The 18,804-nt window shown below is 33.6% G+C and carries 17 protein-coding genes; 15 read left to right on the top strand and 2 right to left on the bottom strand.

The features are described from left to right. The first annotated feature begins 9 nt into the window (after positions 1 to 9). The 12 genes from rfbC (at position 10) to galE (ending at position 13,618) form a co-directional block, all read left to right on the top strand. Positions 10 to 567, top strand: coding sequence for a dTDP-4-dehydrorhamnose 3,5-epimerase (gene rfbC, locus TYM08_RS03420; RefSeq protein WP_422381569.1), 558 nt, complete (start codon positions 10 to 12; stop codon positions 565 to 567). Positions 568 to 596: 29 nt separating this feature from the next. Next, on the top strand, positions 597 to 1,673 hold the full coding sequence (locus TYM08_RS03425; protein ID WP_422381570.1) for a glycosyltransferase family protein: 1,077 nt from the start codon (positions 597 to 599) through the stop codon (positions 1,671 to 1,673). Continuing rightward, a complete protein-coding gene (locus TYM08_RS03430) occupies positions 1,657 to 2,928 on the top strand; it encodes a hypothetical protein (protein WP_422381571.1) in 1,272 nt (423 codons plus the stop codon). Before TYM08_RS03425 ends, TYM08_RS03430 begins: the two co-directional genes overlap by 17 nt. A 24-nt stretch (positions 2,929 to 2,952) precedes the next feature. Next, complete coding sequence (locus TYM08_RS03435; RefSeq protein ID WP_422381572.1) at positions 2,953 to 4,569, top strand: hypothetical protein; 1,617 nt, start codon at positions 2,953 to 2,955, stop codon at positions 4,567 to 4,569. Between the two features lie 53 nt (positions 4,570 to 4,622). Further along, positions 4,623 to 5,675, top strand: coding sequence for a glycosyltransferase family 4 protein (locus tag TYM08_RS03440; RefSeq protein WP_422381573.1), 1,053 nt, complete (start codon positions 4,623 to 4,625; stop codon positions 5,673 to 5,675). 39 nt (positions 5,676 to 5,714) lie between these two features. Continuing rightward, positions 5,715 to 6,806, top strand: coding sequence for an EpsG family protein (locus TYM08_RS03445; protein WP_422381574.1), 1,092 nt, complete (start codon positions 5,715 to 5,717; stop codon positions 6,804 to 6,806). A gap of 112 nt (positions 6,807 to 6,918) precedes the next feature. Continuing rightward, positions 6,919 to 7,662, top strand: coding sequence for a glycosyltransferase family 2 protein (locus tag TYM08_RS03450; RefSeq protein WP_422381575.1), 744 nt, complete (start codon positions 6,919 to 6,921; stop codon positions 7,660 to 7,662). Further along, entirely contained in the window at positions 7,659 to 8,606 is a 948-nt protein-coding gene (locus tag TYM08_RS03455; protein WP_422381576.1) for a UDP-glucose 4-epimerase family protein, read from the top strand. The genes TYM08_RS03450 and TYM08_RS03455 overlap by 4 nt, the downstream gene beginning before the upstream one ends. Continuing rightward, positions 8,603 to 9,163 (top strand): sugar transferase, encoded by a 561-nt coding sequence (locus tag TYM08_RS03460; protein WP_422381577.1) that lies wholly within the window; start codon positions 8,603 to 8,605, stop codon positions 9,161 to 9,163. The genes TYM08_RS03455 and TYM08_RS03460 overlap by 4 nt, the downstream gene beginning before the upstream one ends. A 34-nt stretch (positions 9,164 to 9,197) precedes the next feature. Then, positions 9,198 to 11,093, top strand: a complete 1,896-nt coding sequence (locus tag TYM08_RS03465; RefSeq protein ID WP_422381578.1) for a polysaccharide biosynthesis protein — start codon at positions 9,198 to 9,200, stop codon at positions 11,091 to 11,093. Between the two features lie 66 nt (positions 11,094 to 11,159). Next, the gene (locus TYM08_RS03470) at positions 11,160 to 12,530 is read left to right on the top strand and encodes a phosphomannomutase CpsG (protein WP_422381579.1); all 1,371 of its coding nucleotides are present in this window, start codon (positions 11,160 to 11,162) and stop codon (positions 12,528 to 12,530) included. Between the two features lie 77 nt (positions 12,531 to 12,607). Next, positions 12,608 to 13,618, top strand: coding sequence for a UDP-glucose 4-epimerase GalE (gene galE / locus TYM08_RS03475; protein WP_422381580.1), 1,011 nt, complete (start codon positions 12,608 to 12,610; stop codon positions 13,616 to 13,618). A gap of 173 nt (positions 13,619 to 13,791) precedes the next feature. Here the strand turns inward: galE and pepP are convergent, their stop codons facing one another. Both pepP and TYM08_RS03485 read right to left on the bottom strand, forming a co-directional pair. Then, entirely contained in the window at positions 13,792 to 15,102 is a 1,311-nt protein-coding gene (gene pepP, locus TYM08_RS03480) for a Xaa-Pro aminopeptidase (RefSeq protein ID WP_422381581.1), read from the bottom strand. A gap of 42 nt (positions 15,103 to 15,144) precedes the next feature. Then, positions 15,145 to 15,753 carry a UPF0149 family protein gene (locus TYM08_RS03485; RefSeq protein ID WP_422381582.1) on the bottom strand — a complete coding sequence of 203 codons (609 nt, stop codon included), beginning with the start codon at positions 15,751 to 15,753 and terminating at the stop codon, positions 15,145 to 15,147. Between the two features lie 410 nt (positions 15,754 to 16,163). Here TYM08_RS03485 and glnK point away from each other — a divergent pair, with 410 nt between their 5' ends. From glnK to TYM08_RS03500, 3 genes are all read left to right on the top strand, one after another. Then, on the top strand, positions 16,164 to 16,502 hold the full coding sequence (glnK, locus tag TYM08_RS03490) for a P-II family nitrogen regulator (protein ID WP_422381583.1): 339 nt from the start codon (positions 16,164 to 16,166) through the stop codon (positions 16,500 to 16,502). A 34-nt stretch (positions 16,503 to 16,536) separates the two neighbouring features. Continuing rightward, positions 16,537 to 17,895 carry an ammonium transporter gene (locus TYM08_RS03495; protein WP_422382807.1) on the top strand — a complete coding sequence of 453 codons (1,359 nt, stop codon included), beginning with the start codon at positions 16,537 to 16,539 and terminating at the stop codon, positions 17,893 to 17,895. A gap of 235 nt (positions 17,896 to 18,130) precedes the next feature. Continuing rightward, on the top strand, positions 18,131 to 18,469 hold the full coding sequence (locus tag TYM08_RS03500) for a P-II family nitrogen regulator (RefSeq protein ID WP_422381584.1): 339 nt from the start codon (positions 18,131 to 18,133) through the stop codon (positions 18,467 to 18,469). The last annotated feature ends 335 nt before the right edge of the window (positions 18,470 to 18,804 follow it).

Genomic DNA, 18,804 nt, shown 5'->3' on the forward strand with positions numbered 1-18,804 from the left:
ATTCTGAAAATGAAAATTAAATGTACTAAAATTGACTCTGTAAAAATAATTGAACCAACTGTATTTGGTGATGAACGTGGATTTTTCATGGAAACATGGAATGATAAAAAGTTTCGCAACTTAGTTAGTGATAAATGTTTTGTTCAAGATAATCATTCTAAATCTAAAAAAGGAATTTTACGAGGATTACATTTCCAAACAAAAAATTGTCAAGGAAAGTTGGTTCGAGTTGTACAAGGTGAGGTATTTGATGTGGCCGTTGACCTTAGAAAAGAATCAAATACTTACGGGGAATGGGTTGGTGAATATTTGTCAGCTGATAATAAAAGGCAATTGTGGGTGCCTGAAGGATTTGCTCATGGATTTTTAGTAATGAGTGAAGAAGCTGAATTTGTTTATAAGTGTAGCGATTATTATAATCCAGAATTTGAGCAAAGTTTATTGTGGGATGATCCCGTCATTAAAATAGAATGGCCATTGAATGAGTTAGAATCACCAATCTTATCCGAAAAAGATAAAAATGGCATATCATTCTTGAATCTACCTAAAATTATAAAAGAGAAATAGGTGGTTAATAAAACACCTAGGTATACAATATGAAAGTTTTAGTTGTTGGTGACTGGCTTGCTGAAATATATGAAGAGTCATTTTATCAAGCTTTCATGGAGCATGGATGTAAAGTATCGAAATTTTCATGGATTCAATACTTCAAGTACTATCAATATGCAAATAGATACTCAGTAAAGAAAAATGTTTTATTATCATTGTATTACAGGTTTCAAAATAAATTTACTTTTGGACCTGTGATATTAAGAATTAATCATGATTTAATAGCAGATGTATTATGCAATAAATATGATCTTATATTTATTTATAGAGGAACTCATATTTACCCAAACACAATCAAAAAACTCAAAAAAACTGGGGCGATTGTATTTGGTTATAATAATGATGATCCTTTTAGTCCGCATTACCCAAAATATTTTTGGAGGCATTTTGTTCGTAGTATAAATCAATATGATCATATTTTTTCTTACCGAAATAAAAATTTAAATGATTATAATAAAGTTGGTTATGAGAATACTTCAATTTTGAGATCATATTACCTTAAAAATAAAAATTTTTTAATGTCAAAAAAAACAGTTAAAAAAAGTTTAATGTCAGATGTTGTATTTATAGGTCATTTTGAAAATGATGGGCGCGACCAAGTTATTTTACATATTTTGAAATCAGGTGTAGCCCTTAAATTATATGGAACTAGTTGGGATAAATCGCCATTAATTAATGAAATAAAAAAATTTACTGGTGAAATTAATCCTGTCTATTCAAATTATAATAAAGTATTGAATGGTGCTAAAATAGCATTAGTTTTTTTATCAAAACTTAATAATGATACTTATACTCGTCGTGTTTTTGAAATTCCCGCTACGAAAACATTAATGCTTTCTGAGTATACTGAAGATTTGGCAAGTTTGTATCAACCTGGAGAGGAAATTTTATTTTTCACAGATAAAAACCAATGTGTGAATATTATTAAAGATTTGTTAAAAAAACCAGAATTGATAAAAAAAATTAGTGATCAAGCTTATTGTAGGCTGATGAATGATGGGCATGAAGTTTATGATCGTGTCTCTGAAATTATAAAAGAGTATAAGAATGAAAAATCTAATTAAATCAAAGGGACGTTTGTTAGTGTTTTCTGCAGGTTTAGTATTTACTAACTTTTTTACAACTATTATTATTGCTTCAGTTTTAGGGTTTGGGTTAGATCTTGATATTTACTATATGACACTTTCTGTCTATCTTTTCTTATTGAGTTCAGTTGGCTGGAGTTTGACGAATGTTATTACACCAATGCTGATACGAAATGGAATTGAAAAAACTATATCTAGTGTATTTTATATAGTGTTTTCCTGGGCTTTGTTGGTTGTGGGAGGGGTGATTTTGTTGTTTCCATTTATTATAAATATTTTATATGGTAATTATTCAGAAGTATTCTCTATGAAATATATTTATTTACTTGTTTTAATTTCCTGTATTATTTTTATTATCGATATTCTTGCACAAGTTTTTATTTGTTTTGAAAATGCCTCTTCAAGATTTGGTCGAGCAATTTTAATTAATTTTATTTCATCATTAGCAGGGTTGATAGTCTGTTTTTGTTTTGTGAAAAATATGGGAGTTGTTGGTGCTCTATTAACTCAAGCAACTATAAAATTAACTCTACTAATTATTTTATTGTATTTTAATTTTAAATTTTTAACTAAAATTAATTATAATAAAAAATTAGCAAAGGAATTGTTTGAAAGATCAAAATATTTTTTTGTAAGTGGTGTGTATTATCGTACTGAAGATATAGTTGAGAAATATATCGCTAGTTTTTTGGCTCCAGGATTTCTTTCATTGGTAACGTTCGTCCAGAGGATTTATGGTGCTTTAATTACAGTTATAAATACTGTGTTTGTTACGCCAACTCTTACGCGATTTTGTAAAAGTAATACTGTAAGTGAGAAATATTCAGATCATAAATTCGTAAAATTGTTATCAGTGATAATATGTTTAGTTAGTTTGCTTTTGTTTCCAATAATTTACTTATATGGTGACGTTTTTTTATTCTTGATATTTAGTGAGAAATTATTGGGTGTAGTTGATAGCGTTACTTTAACATTGGTTTTGATATTTCCAACATTGACATTGTTGACAATAAATCAATTGTTGCATAATTTTTTATTAAGTCGCTCTAAAGAAAAGAATATTGCAGTAAATGATATGATTTCATATACAATTTCGCTTGTTGTAAAAATTGTTTTAACTATTAAGTTTGGTTTTATTGGGTTTTTAATCGGTATTGTTTTAAGTGCTTCAATTAAATTATTTTTTAAAGCAATAGTAGTGTTTGGTGTGGTAAAAACTGAACAAACTATTTAGAATTAAAAAAGAGGTGGGTAATAAATGAAAAATAGATTTATTAAAATTAAAATTAAATTTTCTGAAAGTACTAAACCTATTGTGGATATCGAAACAAATGGTTTGTTCATTATGAAGTCAAAAGTATATACTTTTATTTCAAATGATAAAGATGTAAACGATGTTGTTTTAAAAGATGATATGGATGAATGTGTTTTTTTAAAGAAAAACAATGGGGTGTTAATTAAATATAATCAAATTAGTTTGGAAATTATTAATGATCTATTTTGTACAATTCCACTATATTATGCTAAAGAATTAGATGGTCTAATTGTCACAAGTAATCCAGATTTAATTCCTAGTGTATTTAAAAAAGAAATTGACAATGCAGGTTTGTGGGAAATTATTTTATTCGGAACTTGCTTATGGAGGAGAACGTTATATGAGGATGTAAGTCAATTTCCGTCAGCTTGCAGATTAAATATTACGAAAGAAAATATAAAATTAAAAAGATATTGGGATTTCAATGTTTATGAAAATACTGAATTATTAGATGAGAATAAATATATTAAGAGACTTGATTCTGCGCTATTAGATATTTTTAATAAAATTCCTGAAGGTAAATATTTAATGGGGGTTAGTGGAGGCATGGATAGTAGGTTGTCTGCTGCTTATCTGAATAAAGTTGGTAAAGCACATATGGTTGATACATTTACATATTGTTCAACAAAATACAGTATGGAATATAAGATAGCTAAAAAAGTATGTCAAAATTATAATCTAAATGATAATAAGTTGTACGTTTTAACTGAGGAATCCTATCGTAATACAATTGATTTTCTTCCAAAATTCACATGCGGTCAAATTGGTATACAGCATTCACATATATGTTCTATATTGGATGAATATGAGGATAATGAGTTGACGCAGATATGCAACTATTATTCTGACGCTCTTTTTGGTTATGAATGTTCTGGTGAAAATAATAAGCAAAGTAATTCCTTATTAAATATATTGAATCTAAATTGTGATTTAGACAAAATAGTGAGAAAGAATATAGAGGATGATATTAAAAATATTTTTTTATTGTATGATCCAAAATCTAATTACAGCTCTTATGATGAATATAGATATGTTACTGAACGTAATCAAAAATTTCATATAAACTTATCATTTCAACAATCACAATTTTTAGATATTAATTTACCTTATGCTAATTATAACCTACTTCAATTAATGATATCCATTCCTTTAAAATTTCGTAAGCGTAAGAAAATAATAGACTTATTATTTGATAGTGGATTAATAGAAAAATATAATTTAGACGATATTTCATCCAAGCATTTTATTCAAGGTAATGTATTTGCCAATGAAAAAATTATGGGGTTACTTAAAAAAATCGATTTTAAACTGCAAAATTTACTTTCTGCAATGACAGCAAGATTGACAAAAGGGCGTATAATATTTCCAAATAAATATCATACAGAGTCACATGTAAATGTATTGCACTTTTTTAAGAAAGATTTAATTAGTGCATGTGATAAATTATATGATCTAAATGTGTTTGATGAAAAACAACGCGAAATATTTAAAATAATTCCTTTAAGATCAACAGGGGTATCTGAAAGGTTTCAAATTATTAGTTTGGCAAGTTTGTTGTGATTGGTATTGTTGTGTTTTGAAAATAAACTTTAAAAAAATAAGTGAATTGTAATATGAAAAAAATATTATTTTATGGGGAAACATCGCGCTATGCATGTCATGGTATATCAATGTCAAATGATCTCTTTTTAAAGGATTTAAAAAAAGAGTTCATAATTGAGGTTTATGAGGAAGTTAATGATTTGTCTAAATATGGTAAAGCAGGGTTTTCAAAAATATTATGTTTCTTTAACGTGTTAATTAGTATTTTTAAAGGTATTAGAATTAGTAAGCCTGATTTTTTTTATAGTGTATTAAATTTGAGTGCGTTTGGATCAATTAAATTATTGCTGCTATGTCTTGTTGTTACATTTTTTTCACGGCATACAAAAATAATTATCCATATACATAGGGGGGATTATTTAGTAAAAGTTCGAAGTAACTGGTTGATTTATTTTTTGAATTTTATAATTTTTTATTTGGCTGATAAAATTGCGCTGATTAGTGAGGCGCAGGTCAAAGAATTTAACAATAAAAAAATAATGTGGGTTTCAAAGTATAGTTATATTTGTAATAGTGTAGATTTAATGAGGTATAAAGTTGAAAAATGTAAAACTAATTACTATTTATATTTGTCAAATTATATTAAAGAGAAAGGTATATATGATCTTTTGGATGCATGGGCTTGTGTGAAGTTGAAGTTGCTTTGTTTTGGAGGGGAAACTCCTGGTATTTCGATAATGCAGTTAAAGGAAAAGTATGTTGATGAAAATATTACAATTAATGGCTCAATCGATGGGGATAAAAAAAAATCAATTATTGCTTGCTGTCATGCATTAATATTACCTTCATGGAACGAAGGTGCGCCGTTAGTGATTTTAGAAGCAATGTCATTGGGAGTACCTATAATTGCATCAAAGGTAGGGTTCATAAGTGAGATGGTTGGTGAAGAATACCCATTTCTGTTTGAACCAAAAAATAAAAAAGAATTAATAACTAGGATTCTTGAGTTTGAAAGTCTTGATCAGCCTGCAAGAAAAAAAATAAGCAATGAGCTACTTGATCGATTCGAATCAAAATATAGTAGGTCAAATAGGATCAAATGTTATAAAAATATTTTTAATTAGAAATTTATTACTTCAACTTGCCATCAAATTAAGAGCGCTATGATTATTTTAAATTATTATATATTGTTTTCCGTAAGTTTAGTACTTAGTGGAATCTATAGTTTTTTTAGGAGGGGGTTAAAACATTCTGCATTAATTTATATTTTTCCAATAATAGCTTCAATGTTTTTAGCATCACGATCGTTGAGCGGAGGGTATGACACTCGATTATATATTGAGGCTTTTCTGTCAATGGCTAACCAAAGTGAGTTTTCCCTTTCTGTTTTTTTTGACGAGTACCAAAAGCACAAGCATTATATATTGGAACCACTTTTTTCTTTTTTTATGTATTTAACTTCAAGATTTACATCAAGTGGTGTAGTTTATTTGTTTGTTTATTCATTTTTTTGTACTTTTATTCTGATTAAATCATATAAAAATTTCACGGAAAAATATGTATTTGCTTTTTTTATGTTTTTATGTTCGTTTACATTTGTTTTTTTATTCGCTAATGCAATTAGGCAAGCAGGTGCTGTTTCTATTTTTATATTTGCAGTTTCACTGTATATTAAAGACAGAAATACATTTAAATATATGTTGTTAATACTTTTGGCATCAATGTTTCATGTAACTGCTATTTTCTTTCTAATTGTTCCTTTATTAATTAGATTCAAAATTTATCAGTTATTTATCATTTTATTTATGTTGGTATGTTTAAGTTTTTCTGGGTTTGTTTATGAATTGTTAAATATATTTCCAATGCCAGAAATATTGAATGATAAATTAAATATATATTTTTCAAGAAGTTTGCCTAGAATTAATTTTACTATTATCTCATTTTTTATTTTTACTTCATTAGGTTCTTTTGTGAATAGGAAAAATAAGAATTTACAACTACTATTAGTGTTGAAGGTCTATGTTATTGTTTTTTTAGTTTCTTCCTTTTTTCTTCAATCTGATATCGCGTTTAATAGGTTTTCTGCTTATAGGTTTTTATTGGAGCCCATCCTTATAATTTTGATTTTGGATAATCAAAATAAAAATTATAAAATGAAATGGGGTGCGCTTACAGTGCTTGTTTTTTTGTATTTTTTATTGTTGGTGTCAACGAATTTAAGTATTGTCACTACTTTGAGTTCTACAAGCTTATGATTTATCGTAAGTCTTTTTAAATATTTGTCTTTTGTCTTGAGAAGAGTGTATATTTTAAATTGTTTTTTTGTTACTAAATGTTACACATTACATTTTTTTATTAGGTTTTTTTATGAAAGTTTCAATTATTACTGTATGTTATAATTCATCTTCTACAATTGAGGACACTATCAAATCAGTCGTTTCGCAAGATTATTGTGATATTGAATATATAATTATTGATGGCGGTTCAACTGATAATACGGGCTTATTAATTGAAAAATATTGTGATTTTGTGGATGTTTTAGTAAGTGAACAAGATGATGGGCTTTATGATGCTATGAATAAAGGTATAAAACTAGCAACTGGCGATGTTGTTGGTATTTTAAATTCAGATGACGTTTTAGCTAATAATAATGTCATACAAAATATTGTCGACCATATGGGGGCTTATGGTTGTGTTTATGGTGATATCGGCTTTTATTCGGATGATAATTTCAACGTAAAGAAGAGGCACTATTCCTCAAAAGGCTTTTCAATTTCAAAATTTAAGCGAGGCATGATGCCTGCGCATCCATCTTGTTATGTTAAAAGAGGTGAGTATCTTAAAGCGGGTGAATATCGTACAGATTTTAAAATTGCATCTGATTTTGATATGTTATTAAGGTTGTTTACATTACCAAAATTTAAATCAATATATTTAGAAGAAGAAATAGTTAAAATGCGATTGGGTGGAGTTAGTACATCAGGAATTAAATCAACATATCTTTTGAATAAAGAAATAATTCAATCTTGCCGCTCAAATAAAATTAAAACCAATTGGTTTTTGTTATTATCTAAATATCCGTCGAAATTTTTAGGGTATATTTTCAAATGATCGGTTTAACAGGTGCAACAGGTTTTTTGGGTACTTCTTTGTTAAAGAATTTAGATGGTAAATTCATTAAAGCTTTTGGGCGATCAATACCAACTACTTTGGATGATGGTGACTTTTATGGGGGAAGTATAAACAAAGAAACAAACTTTTCACATTTTTTAAAAGGTATTAATGTTTGTATTCATTGTGCAGCACGTACACATGTTATGCACGATAAATCATTAAATCCACTCGAAGATTTTCGTGAAGTTAATACGTGCGGAACTTTAAATTTAGCTAATCAAGCTGCAAAGGCGGGCGTAAAACGTTTTATTTTCATTAGTTCAATAAAAGTTAATGGTGAGTCTACGGAACTTCATCACCCTTTTTGTTCGTCAGATACATACATTCCTCGTGATCCATATGGATTAAGCAAATACGAAGCAGAGGTTGGTTTAAAAAAAATCTCTAAAGAAACTGGCATGGAAGTCGTCATCATTCGGCCACCGCTTGTATATGGTCCGGGTGTAAAAGCTAACTTTTTCTCAATGATGAATTTAATGTCTAAAGGTTTGCCTTTACCGTTAGGTGGCATTACAAAAAACCAAAGAAGTTTGGTTTATATTGAAAATTTAGTTGATTTAATTATTACTTGTATCGATCATCCAAAAGCTGCAAATAAAACTTTTTTAGTGTCTGATGATCATGATGTATCAACCACTGAGTTATTATCTACTATCGCTAGCAAATTAAAAGTCCCTAATCGTTTAATCCCCTTACCTAGTTCATGGCTTAATTTTATGGCAAAATTAGTGGGTAAATCTGATGTTGCACAAAGATTGTGTGGCTCACTACAGGTTGATATTGAAGAGACCAAGTCTACTTTAGATTGGAAACCACCTTTTACTTTTGATGAAGGTATTCAATTGACTGCTAAAGCTTATCTAAATAAGAATTTAAAATGAAATCAATCCTAAAATCTATTTTTGAACGTTGCCTTGCTTTATTAGGTTTAATTATTACTTTTCCCATTTTAATTATCGTAATAATAATTGGGCTATTTGACACTGGTTCACCTGTTTTTATCCAAGAACGAGTTGGCCGTAATAAAAAGCCCTTTAAATTGATTAAGTTTCGCACAATGAGTGTTGAGACTAAATCAGTTGCGAGTCATTTAGCGAGCCCAGCTTCTATTACACGATTTGGCTCCTTTTTACGCAAAACCAAAATTGATGAACTGCCACAATTGATCAATGTATTAAAAGGTGAAATGAGTTTTGTGGGGCCGAGGCCTAACTTATTTAATCAGGTTGAATTAATTAAAGAACGCCATATTAGAGGGGTTTATTCAGTCAAGCCAGGTATTACAGGTTTGGCCCAAATCAACACAATCGACATGTCTACCCCTGAATTACTTGCGCAAACAGATCAAAAAATGATCGAAGGCTTGTCAATTAAAAAATATTTTATATATATAATTAAGACAGTCATTGGAAATGGCTCGGGTGATAGAGTAAAGTAGCCGATATTTTTTAGTATTATATCGAGGCTGGCACTTGTTCTTAATTTCACGGATATTTGAATTTTCTAGATTTAGCAAACGCTTAATTTCGTTGTGCATAGATAGTGTCTTTATTTTCATCAGTTTTTGGGGGGCTTTTTATTTTAGGCTTGATAACGTTGATATCTTTTCTGAAAGTGAGTATTGGTATTTATTCACTACGATCTTAATAATTAGCGCATTATCTTTTGCTCGTTTAGGTTTATATAGAGCTGTATTGAGATTCATCAATTCACAGGCCCTATGGGCAGTTGTTGCAGGGGTCGTTATCTCGACTTTCTGCTTGATTACTTTAAGTTTCTACTTTGAAATTACCCTGCCTCGCTCCGTCCCTTTAATTTATTTTTGTTTTTCGATTTTACTTGTTGGTGGTTCAAGGTTAACTGTTCGCGCACTTGTTGAACGAGGTAATAATTACAATAAGGAACCTATTTTAATTTATGGTGCAGGATCTGCAGGTGTTCAGTTAGCAACCGCTTTAACTCAAGGGCCTGAGTACCATGTGGTGGCGTTTGTTGATGATGAGCGCGCTAAACAAGGGACAGTTATTAAAGGGATTCGAGTTTATAGTCCTGCCGAAATAGAAAATATAATTAAAACGAAAAAAGTTAAAAAAGTAAGCCTGGCTCTTCCTAGTGCAACTCGATCTAGACGAAAAGAAATTTTGTTAAGTTTGGAGTCTTTGCCAATTGGTGTATTTACTATCCCAGGTATATCTGAGTTAGTCGACGGCTCAGCGAAGGTGTCTGAATTTAAAGAGGTAGGAATTGAGGACTTATTAGGGCGTGACGCAGTTGTTCCAAAGCAAAATTTAATGACTGCCAATATCACGGATAAAGTTGTTTTGGTCACCGGTGCCGGCGGGTCGATAGGATCAGAATTATGCCGCCAAATTATTTTGCAAAAACCTAGTAAATTAGTGTTATTCGAACTGTCTGAATTTGCTTTGTATTCCATTGAAAAAGAATTGAATTCGATTAATTTGGATAAACATTTAGAAATAGAAATTTTACCTGTCATGGGCTCTGTGCAAAAAGAAAATCGGTTAGAGACTGTCTATCAATCTTTTAATGTTCAAACTGTATATCATGCAGCTGCCTATAAACATGTGCCGTTAGTTGAATTAAATGTAGTTGAAGGGGTGCGTAATAATATTTTTGGAACGTTATATGCGGCTAAAGCTGCGATTTCAGCAGGCGTTGAAAAGTTTGTTTTGATCTCTACGGATAAAGCGGTTCGCCCGACTAATATTATGGGCACAACCAAAAGAATGGCAGAGCTTGTTTTACAATCATTGGCAAAAGAACAATCAAAAACCAATTTTACCATGGTGCGTTTTGGTAATGTTTTGGGCTCTTCTGGCTCGGTTGTTCCTTTGTTTCGCAAACAAATTAAAGAAGGTGGGCCAGTCACATTAACCCATCCTGATATCACGCGCTTTTTTATGACGATACCTGAAGCTGCGCAATTAGTGATTCAAGCAGGCGCTATGGGTAAAGGTGGTGATGTGTTTGTCCTTGATATGGGGCAGTCTGTTAAAATTAAAGATCTAGCTGAAAAAATGATCAAGCTTTCAGGTTTTACCTTAAAGTCAGATACCAATCCTTTGGGGGATATTGCAATTGAATGCACAGGTCTAAGGCCTGGCGAAAAATTGTATGAAGAGTTACTTATTGGTGATGATGTGATTGGCACTTCTCATGAAAGAATCATGACAGCCAATGAAGTAATGCTTGACTGGAAGGCGCTTGAGAAAATTCTAGTTAAGTTAGATAAAGCCTGTCATGAATTTAATCATGAAAAAATCAGAGAGTTATTGCTAGAAGCTCCTACTGCTTTTAATCCAAAAGATGGCATATGCGATTTAGTTTGGACTGCAAATAAACAATAAAAACTTATAATTGCTGTTGCCCCTGCTTTTAACGTAAAATAGGCCAAATTTTTTTTGGTTTATTTTATGTCTGAATTAACATGTTTCAAAGCCTACGATATCCGTGGCAAGCTTGGCACTGAATTAGATACTTCTATTGCTTATCGTATTGGTTGTGCTTATGCGCAGGTGATTAATCCTACTAAAGTGGTAGTAGGTGAAGATGTTCGCGCGACTTCTAATGAAATTAAAAATGCCTTTGCCCAAGGTTTGATGGATATGGGGGTGGATGTACTGGATATTGGGTTATGTGGTACGGAAGAAATCTATTTTGCGACTAAGTTTTTGGGTATTTCTGGCGGTGCGATGATTACGGCTAGTCATAATCCTATTGATTACAATGGTTTGAAGTTAGTACGTGAAGATTCTAAGCCTGTATCAAATGATACGGGTTTGTTGGATATTAAGTTATCGGCTGAGAAAAACGATTTCACGTTTGCTGATGTTAAAGGCACGATGTCTGTTGTTGATACCACTAAAGAGTATATTGAACATTTAATTGGTTATGTGGCGATAGATACACTAAAGCCAATGCGTATTGTGGTTAATGGCGGTAATGGTGCAGCCGCGCCTACTTTAGATCGTTTAGAAGTTGCGTTTAAACAAAAAAATATTCCTATTGAATTTATCAAAATGAATCACGAGCCTGATTCTACTTTCCCAAATGGTATTCCAAATCCTTTATTACATGAACAACAAGCCGTTACTGGTGATCAAGTAAAAGCGCATAAGGCAGATTTAGGTATTGCTTGGGATGGCGATTTTGATCGTTGTTTCTTGTGGGACTCAGACGGCCGTTTTATTGAAGGTTATTACATTGTTGGGTTATTAGCAGAGGCATTTTTGTTGAAAAACCCGGGCGCGAGCATTATTCATGATCCGCGTTTATTGTGGAATACAATTGATATTGTTGAACAAAATGGCGGTAAAGCGATTCAATCACAAACCGGTCATGCGTATATTAAAGAAATTATGCGTAAAGAAGATGCGGTGTATGGTGGCGAGATGAGCGCTCATCATTATTTTAAAGATTTTGCTTACTGCGACAGCGGCATGATTCCATGGTTGTTGGTTGTGGATTTATTGTCTCGTCGTAGTACTGATCTACAAACATTGGTTTCTAAGCGTATGACGGCTTATCCTTCTCCAGGTGAAATCAATCGAAAAGTTGCCGATGCTGATGTGGCTATTGTAGCGGTTCGTGCAAAATTTGAAGCGGATTCTATTGCTATTGATACCACAGATGGTGTGAGTTTGAGTTTTGAGCAATGGCGCTTTAATTTGCGTAAATCTAATACAGAACCTGTTGTGCGTTTGAATTTAGAAACGCGTGGTGATGCAGTTTTGATGCAAGCCAAAACCGATGAAATTCTCGCTATTTTAGATGCGCACGCATAATTAAGTGGCAAAGCTTGTTTGTAGTGGGTTGATTTTAAACCCGCTACACATTTATTTAAGATTTTAAAGGAGCATCAATGACTGTTTTAGTAACAGGTGGCGCAGGTTATATTGGCACGCATACTTTAGTTGAATTGATTGAATCGGATCACAAGGTATTAGTGTTGGATAATTTTAGTAATTCTTCTGCTAAATCTTTGGAAAAAGTCACACAAATCACAGGGCAAGACATTTCTGTTGTGGAAGGTGATGTGAATGACAAAGCCTGTTTAACTGCTATTTTTTCAAAGCACAACATTCAAGCTGTTATTCATTTTGCAGGTTTGAAAGCTGTGGGTGAATCTTGTGAAAAACCTCTTAAGTATTATCAAAATAATGTAGCCGGCACGCTTACGTTGTGCGAAGTTATGGCGCAATTTAACTGCAAAAACTTTGTTTTTAGCTCGTCTGCAACGGTTTATGGTGACCCAGCAACCGTGCCTATTACTGAGTCTTTTCCATTAAGTACCACCAATCCTTATGGTGCATCAAAGTTGATGGTTGAAAATATTCTGCGTGATTTATATCAATCCGATCATGAATGGAATATTGCCATTTTGCGTTACTTTAACCCAGTCGGTGCACATCATTCAGGCTTGATTGGTGAAGATCCTAACGATATTCCTAATAATTTAATGCCGTTTATTACTCAGGTTGCTGTGGGTAAACGTGAATTTTTAAGTGTGTTTGGTGATGATTACGACACCCCTGATGGAAGCGGCGTGCGTGATTACATTCATGTGGTGGATTTAGCCAAAGGCCATTTAAAAGCGTTGGATAAACTGACTCAAAATATTGGTTGCGTCGAATATAATTTGGGCACAGGCTCGGGAATATCTGTACTGGAAATGGTTAATGCTTTTGAGTCCGTCACTGGGCAAAAAGTGCCTTACCAAATAACCAATAGACGAGCAGGGGATATTGCTTGTTGTTATGCGCAAACTGATTTTGCAGAGTCTGAGTTAAATTGGAAAGCTGAAAAAACATTAACCGATATGATGGCCGATGCGTGGAATTGGCAAAGTAATAATCCAAATGGTTATGAATAATTAAATAATGTTGGGTCGGGATTTATTCCGATTTTTTTGCATTGTTTGGTTGGTTTTCAATCCATTAGGGCAAAATCGATTTTTGCCCTAACTAATATCTTTTATGTTCGTCAGGCTGGATATGGAATCCGCCCTTACGGGAGGTATTTGATGATCACATTTGCGGTGTCGGTTTACGACTGACACATAGCCTCAACATCTTTAATCTCTTTCACACAATCTTTACTCAAAACATCATATCCAGTCTCAGTAATCACAATATCGTCTTCAATTCGAATGCCAATTCCGCGATACTCAATTGGAGCTTGTTCGTTATCAAGCGCAACATAAAGACCAGGCTCAATTGTAATGACCATTCCAGGTTTAAATTCACGCCACTTACCATCAATTTTATATCGTCCAGCATCATGCACGTCCATGCCTAACCAGTGTCCTGTGTTGTGCATGTAGTAAGTTTTATAGGCTTCGTCTTCAACCAGCTTATTTACGTCACCAGTTAATAATCCTAAATCCACTAACCCATGTGTCAGTATTTTTACCGCCGCTTGGTGTGGCGCATTATATAAGTTTCCTGGTTTTACTTCGGCTAATGCAGCGCTTTGTGCATCTAAAACTAATTGATATAAAGTGGCTTGTTCTTTTGAAAATTTACCATTTGCAGGGAAGGTTCGAGTAATGTCTGCTGCGTAATAGTTGTATTCGCAACCCGCGTCAATTAACACTAAGTCGCCGTTTTTGATGGGTTGGTCGTTACTGACATAATGCAAAATACAGGCATTGTTGCCTGAGCCCACAATACTTGAATAGGCTTCGCGTTTGCTTCCATTCATTTTACTATGAAAATTAATGTGGGCGTCCAGTTGATATTCCATGACCCCATCATTGCATTGTTGCATGGCTATGTGATGTGCCTGTGCACTGATTTGAGCGGCTTTTCGCAGTTGTTCAATTTCAGCGTCGCTCTTGATTAAACGCATTTCGTGAATTAAATTTGAAATGTCGTTAAATTGAGTTGGGGCACTTACTCCCTTGCGGGCATGGCTTTTGACCTGGTTAACCCAATGCATTATATGTTGGTCAAAATCAGGGTTTTGTCCAAAAGAGGCATAAACTGAACGGCAGTCAAACATTAGGTTAGGAACGATTTCATCAATTTGCTCAACTTCAAATGCCTCATCTGCAAGATAATCTTGAATCGCGCCTTCGGGCCCAGCTCGGTAGCCGTTCCATATTTCCATGTTTTTGTCTTTTGGACGAACAAATAAAATTGTTTCGCCATCACTGCGTTTTGGGCAAAGCACTAAAAAAGCATCGGGTTCTTCAAAGCCTGTTAGATAATAAAAATCACTGGTTTGACGAAATGGAAACTCAACATCGTTGTTTCGTGTTTGCTCGGTTGCACCAGCTATAATTGCAACGCAGTTTTCGGGCAGTAATTGAATTAATGCTTGGCGACGCGTTTTGAATGTATTGTTGTCGATCATAATTTATTTACCATTGAAACTTGCAGTGAAAGTTAATTAGAATTAATGAACCGGTAAGCCATCATCTAAAGCGTTTTTATTCTCTTTTTTTGCAGGTTCATTTAATTCTAAGAATAGATGGATAGAAACTAGTCGAAGGTGTTCCACCAATGCAGTGAAGTCTTCTTCAAACTCCTCTGCGCTGATGTCTTCTTCTGTGTCGATTTGTGCGATGTTTGCAAGATCATCAAGTGCATCGCGAATGTCTTCACTTAAATCTTCATCAGTATGCTTAGGATTTAAGCGGCTGTAAGTTAGGCCAAACCCACTAATGAAATTTGAGCACCAATTGCAAAGGGAGTCTAAGCGCTCTGGGGATTCATAATCTTCATTTGCAATTAAAGGCTCATATGAGAAACCTTCTTCGCTGAGCTGATTTTCAATAAATTGTGCAAAATCAACAAATATTTGGCTGGTTTCATCATCTAGAAGAATTTCAGGCTCGATGTGTTTGAAAGCTTCTTTTATATCAATTTTACCTGGGCGTAGGCCAGCGCAGATGCTACCAGTTATATAGGCATCAATTTCACTTGGTTGTGCGTTCCCTTTTATACGGATAACAAGGTCTGCAATAAAATCAAAACGTTCTTCAGAATTGGAGGGTATAGACATGCTGTTCTCTGATCATTTAACAAGGCCGTATGCTACCAGATGCTGAGTTATTGTTTAATCAAAACAAAAGATTATCTCCAGTTACTTTTGTGGTGCACCTATGTTGGGCGTATGTTTTTGATGCACCAAGTTCGATTTTTTGAAATTTTGAAGTGCAATTATGGTGCGTAAATATAAATAAGGTGATTTTTATACGCGCAAAATGGTTTGAAAAGGTGCAAAAAGTGAATAACTTGTTTGATCATTAATACAGTCAAAAGTAATAAAGAGGCGCTATTTTATTGTGATTAATTCCCTTGAAAATAAGGAGTTATCATAAAAAAGTGCAATTGGCACACCTTATGCTTTGAGTGCTTTGAGATTATTAAACGCATCAAGATTAATTGATGTAAACAACAAATGAGGTGAGTATGAAATTAGTAACAGCAATCATCAAACCATTCAAACTAGACGACGTTCGTGAAGCATTGTCTGAGATTGGTGTACAGGGTATTACCGTAACTGAAGTAAAAGGTTTCGGTCGTCAAAAGGGTCACACTGAATTGTACCGTGGTGCAGAATATGTGGTTGATTTTTTACCAAAAGTAAAAGTTGAAGTGGGTGTTGCGGATGAGGCATTAGATGAATGTTTAGAAGCCATCACTAAAGCTGCAAACACAGGCAAAATTGGTGACGGTAAAATCTTCGTGACTAATTTAGAACAAATCATTCGTATCCGTACTGGTGAGACCGGTAACGACGCGATTTAATTAATTAACTATATATTTATTACGGGATTTTATGATGGAAAATCAAATTTTAGAACTTCAATATGCAATGGATACCTTTTACTTTTTGGTATGCGGTGCATTAGTAATGTGGATGGCGGCTGGTTTTGCAATGCTGGAAGCTGGCTTGGTACGTGCAAAAAACACAACGGAAATTTTAACTAAAAACGTTGCTTTGTTCGCGATTTCTTGTGGTATGTATATGATTTGTGGTTACGCAATCATGTATGGCGGAGATATTTTTATTAGTTCGATTGGTAATGATGGTGTAGTTCTTCCTGAGCTTGCAACAATTACTGCTGAATACTTAGGTGTCACAGCTGAAGTTTTTGCTGAGTTATCACAAAGTGATATTGAATCTGCTGCATGGAATGTTGCGGTATTAGCTGAGTCAAAAGAGGCGGGTTTCTCTGGTGATTCTGTATATTCAAATGCCTCTGACTTCTTCTTTCAGGTAGTGTTTGTTGCTACTGCAATGTCAATCGTATCTGGTGCGGTTGCAGAACGTATGAAATTATGGGCTTTCTTAGCATTTGCTGTTGTAATGACAGGCTTTATCTATCCTATGGAAGGTTCGTGGACTTGGAATGGGGCTGATGTTTTTGGTTTGTTTAATCTTGGTGATTTAGGTTTTGCTGATTTCGCAGGTTCTGGTATTGTGCATATGGCTGGTGCTTCTGCTGCTTTAGCGGGTGTATTGGTATTAGGTGCTCGTAAGGGTAAGTACAACAAAGACGGTTCTGTAAACGCAATTCCTGGTGCAAACTTACCAATGGCTACTTTAGGTACGTTCATATTATGGATGGGTTGGTTTGGCTTTAACGGTGGTTCGGTTTTAAAATTAGGTGATATGTCTAGTTCAAATGCTGTTGCAATTGTATTTATGAATACATTAATGGCTGCTTCTGGTGGTGTTATTGGAGCGTTAGTTGTTGCGCGTTTATGGTTCAAAAAAGCCGATTTAACAATGGCTTTAAATGGTGCGTTGGCTGGTTTAGTTGCAATTACTGCTTCCCCTGATTCCTCTACTGCATTGGTTGCAACATTAGTTGGTTTAGCAGGTGGTATTATTGTTGTGTTCTCAATCGTTGGGTTGGATAAAGTTAAGATTGATGATCCTGTAGGTGCAATCTCTGTTCACGGAACAGTTGGTTTATTTGGTTTATTGATTGCATCAGCAATTGGTGAGGCTACATTTATAGGTCAGCTAGTCGGTGCATTAACTATCTTCGTGTGGGTGTTTGGTGCTTCATTAGTAGTTTGGTTCATCATCAAAGCTATAATGGGTATTCGCATCACTGAAGAAGAAGAATACGAAGGCGCTGATATCGCTGAATGTGGTCAAGAAGCTTACCCAGAGTTTACTGGTAAGTAATATTTGATACATATTTTTAATAATAAGGGTGCTTTTAGCGCCCTTTTTTGTGCGTGAGTATAAATTCTGTTTAAAATCTGCTTAAATTCAAAGTGTAAGGTGTAGCGATATTGGGATAACTAAGTTATCGTACTGCCAATTGTAAATTTGTGTTAAGTGATTCTTAGCACTAAGCGGGTGTAAGCTCGCATAAAATACTGAATTTTTAAAATCATTTTCAAACTGAGAACAATCTATGAAATTAATTACCGCAATTATTAAACCATTCAAATTGGATGAGGTTCGTGAAGCCATTTCTGCAGAAGGCGTTTATGGCGTAACTGTTACTGAAGTTAAAGGTTTTGGTCGTCAAAAAGGACATACTGAGCTATACCGTGGTGCTGAGTACGTAGTTGATTTTTTACCAAAAGTAAAAATTGAAGTAGCCGTTGATGATGAGCGTGCTGATGCAATTATTGATGTAATTGTTAAGGCTGCTAATACCGGAAAGATTGGTGATGGGAAAATTTTCGTTACTTCATTAGAGCAGGTGATCCGTATTAGAACCGGTGAAACAGGTACTGACGCTATTTAAAAAATGCTGTAGATGATCCAAATACAACGCGGCTTTTTCTGGGTCGCGTTTCTTATTTCAAAACCCCGCTTTTATAACACTCCATATTCAAAAAAAATCTTAAACTTAATGCGCTACATTAACTTGGCTGTTTTAAGCCTTTGTTTTCCTCATTTTTCCTTAAATAAATTGTAAAAGTCCCCCAGTGTAACTGGGCACTGCTCGTGATTTGCGTACAGTTACGCCCATTGCTTACTTGCAAATGTAACGAAGTGTTTCTATAGTGTATCATTGTGGGTAAAAGTGGGGAAAAGTGTATTTTTCTCCCATTTTTTATAACCAATTCATTTTTTGTA

It is taken from the genome of Marinicellulosiphila megalodicopiae, assembly GCF_045862395.1.
GTDB lineage: Bacteria > Pseudomonadota > Gammaproteobacteria > Pseudomonadales > Natronospirillaceae > Marinicellulosiphila > Marinicellulosiphila megalodicopiae.

Excerpts from the sequence above, each read along its gene's own strand:
- rfbC (WP_422381569.1), top strand. The coding sequence starts at position 10 with ATGAAAATTAAATGTACTAAAATTGACTCTGTAAAAATAATTGAACCA.
- TYM08_RS03425 (WP_422381570.1), top strand. The coding sequence starts at position 597 with ATGAAAGTTTTAGTTGTTGGTGACTGGCTTGCTGAAATATATGAAGAG.
- TYM08_RS03430 (WP_422381571.1), top strand. The coding sequence starts at position 1,657 with ATGAAAAATCTAATTAAATCAAAGGGACGTTTGTTAGTGTTTTCTGCA.
- TYM08_RS03435 (WP_422381572.1), top strand. The coding sequence starts at position 2,953 with ATGAAAAATAGATTTATTAAAATTAAAATTAAATTTTCTGAAAGTACT.
- TYM08_RS03440 (WP_422381573.1), top strand. The coding sequence starts at position 4,623 with ATGAAAAAAATATTATTTTATGGGGAAACATCGCGCTATGCATGTCAT.
- TYM08_RS03445 (WP_422381574.1), top strand. The coding sequence starts at position 5,715 with ATGATTATTTTAAATTATTATATATTGTTTTCCGTAAGTTTAGTACTT.
- TYM08_RS03450 (WP_422381575.1), top strand. The coding sequence starts at position 6,919 with ATGAAAGTTTCAATTATTACTGTATGTTATAATTCATCTTCTACAATT.
- TYM08_RS03455 (WP_422381576.1), top strand. The coding sequence starts at position 7,659 with ATGATCGGTTTAACAGGTGCAACAGGTTTTTTGGGTACTTCTTTGTTA.
- TYM08_RS03460 (WP_422381577.1), top strand. The coding sequence starts at position 8,603 with ATGAAATCAATCCTAAAATCTATTTTTGAACGTTGCCTTGCTTTATTA.
- TYM08_RS03470 (WP_422381579.1), top strand. The coding sequence starts at position 11,160 with ATGTCTGAATTAACATGTTTCAAAGCCTACGATATCCGTGGCAAGCTT.
- galE (WP_422381580.1), top strand. The coding sequence starts at position 12,608 with ATGACTGTTTTAGTAACAGGTGGCGCAGGTTATATTGGCACGCATACT.
- pepP (WP_422381581.1), bottom strand. The coding sequence starts at position 15,102 with ATGATCGACAACAATACATTCAAAACGCGTCGCCAAGCATTAATTCAA.
- TYM08_RS03485 (WP_422381582.1), bottom strand. The coding sequence starts at position 15,753 with ATGTCTATACCCTCCAATTCTGAAGAACGTTTTGATTTTATTGCAGAC.
- glnK (WP_422381583.1), top strand. The coding sequence starts at position 16,164 with ATGAAATTAGTAACAGCAATCATCAAACCATTCAAACTAGACGACGTT.
- TYM08_RS03495 (WP_422382807.1), top strand. The coding sequence starts at position 16,537 with ATGGAAAATCAAATTTTAGAACTTCAATATGCAATGGATACCTTTTAC.
- TYM08_RS03500 (WP_422381584.1), top strand. The coding sequence starts at position 18,131 with ATGAAATTAATTACCGCAATTATTAAACCATTCAAATTGGATGAGGTT.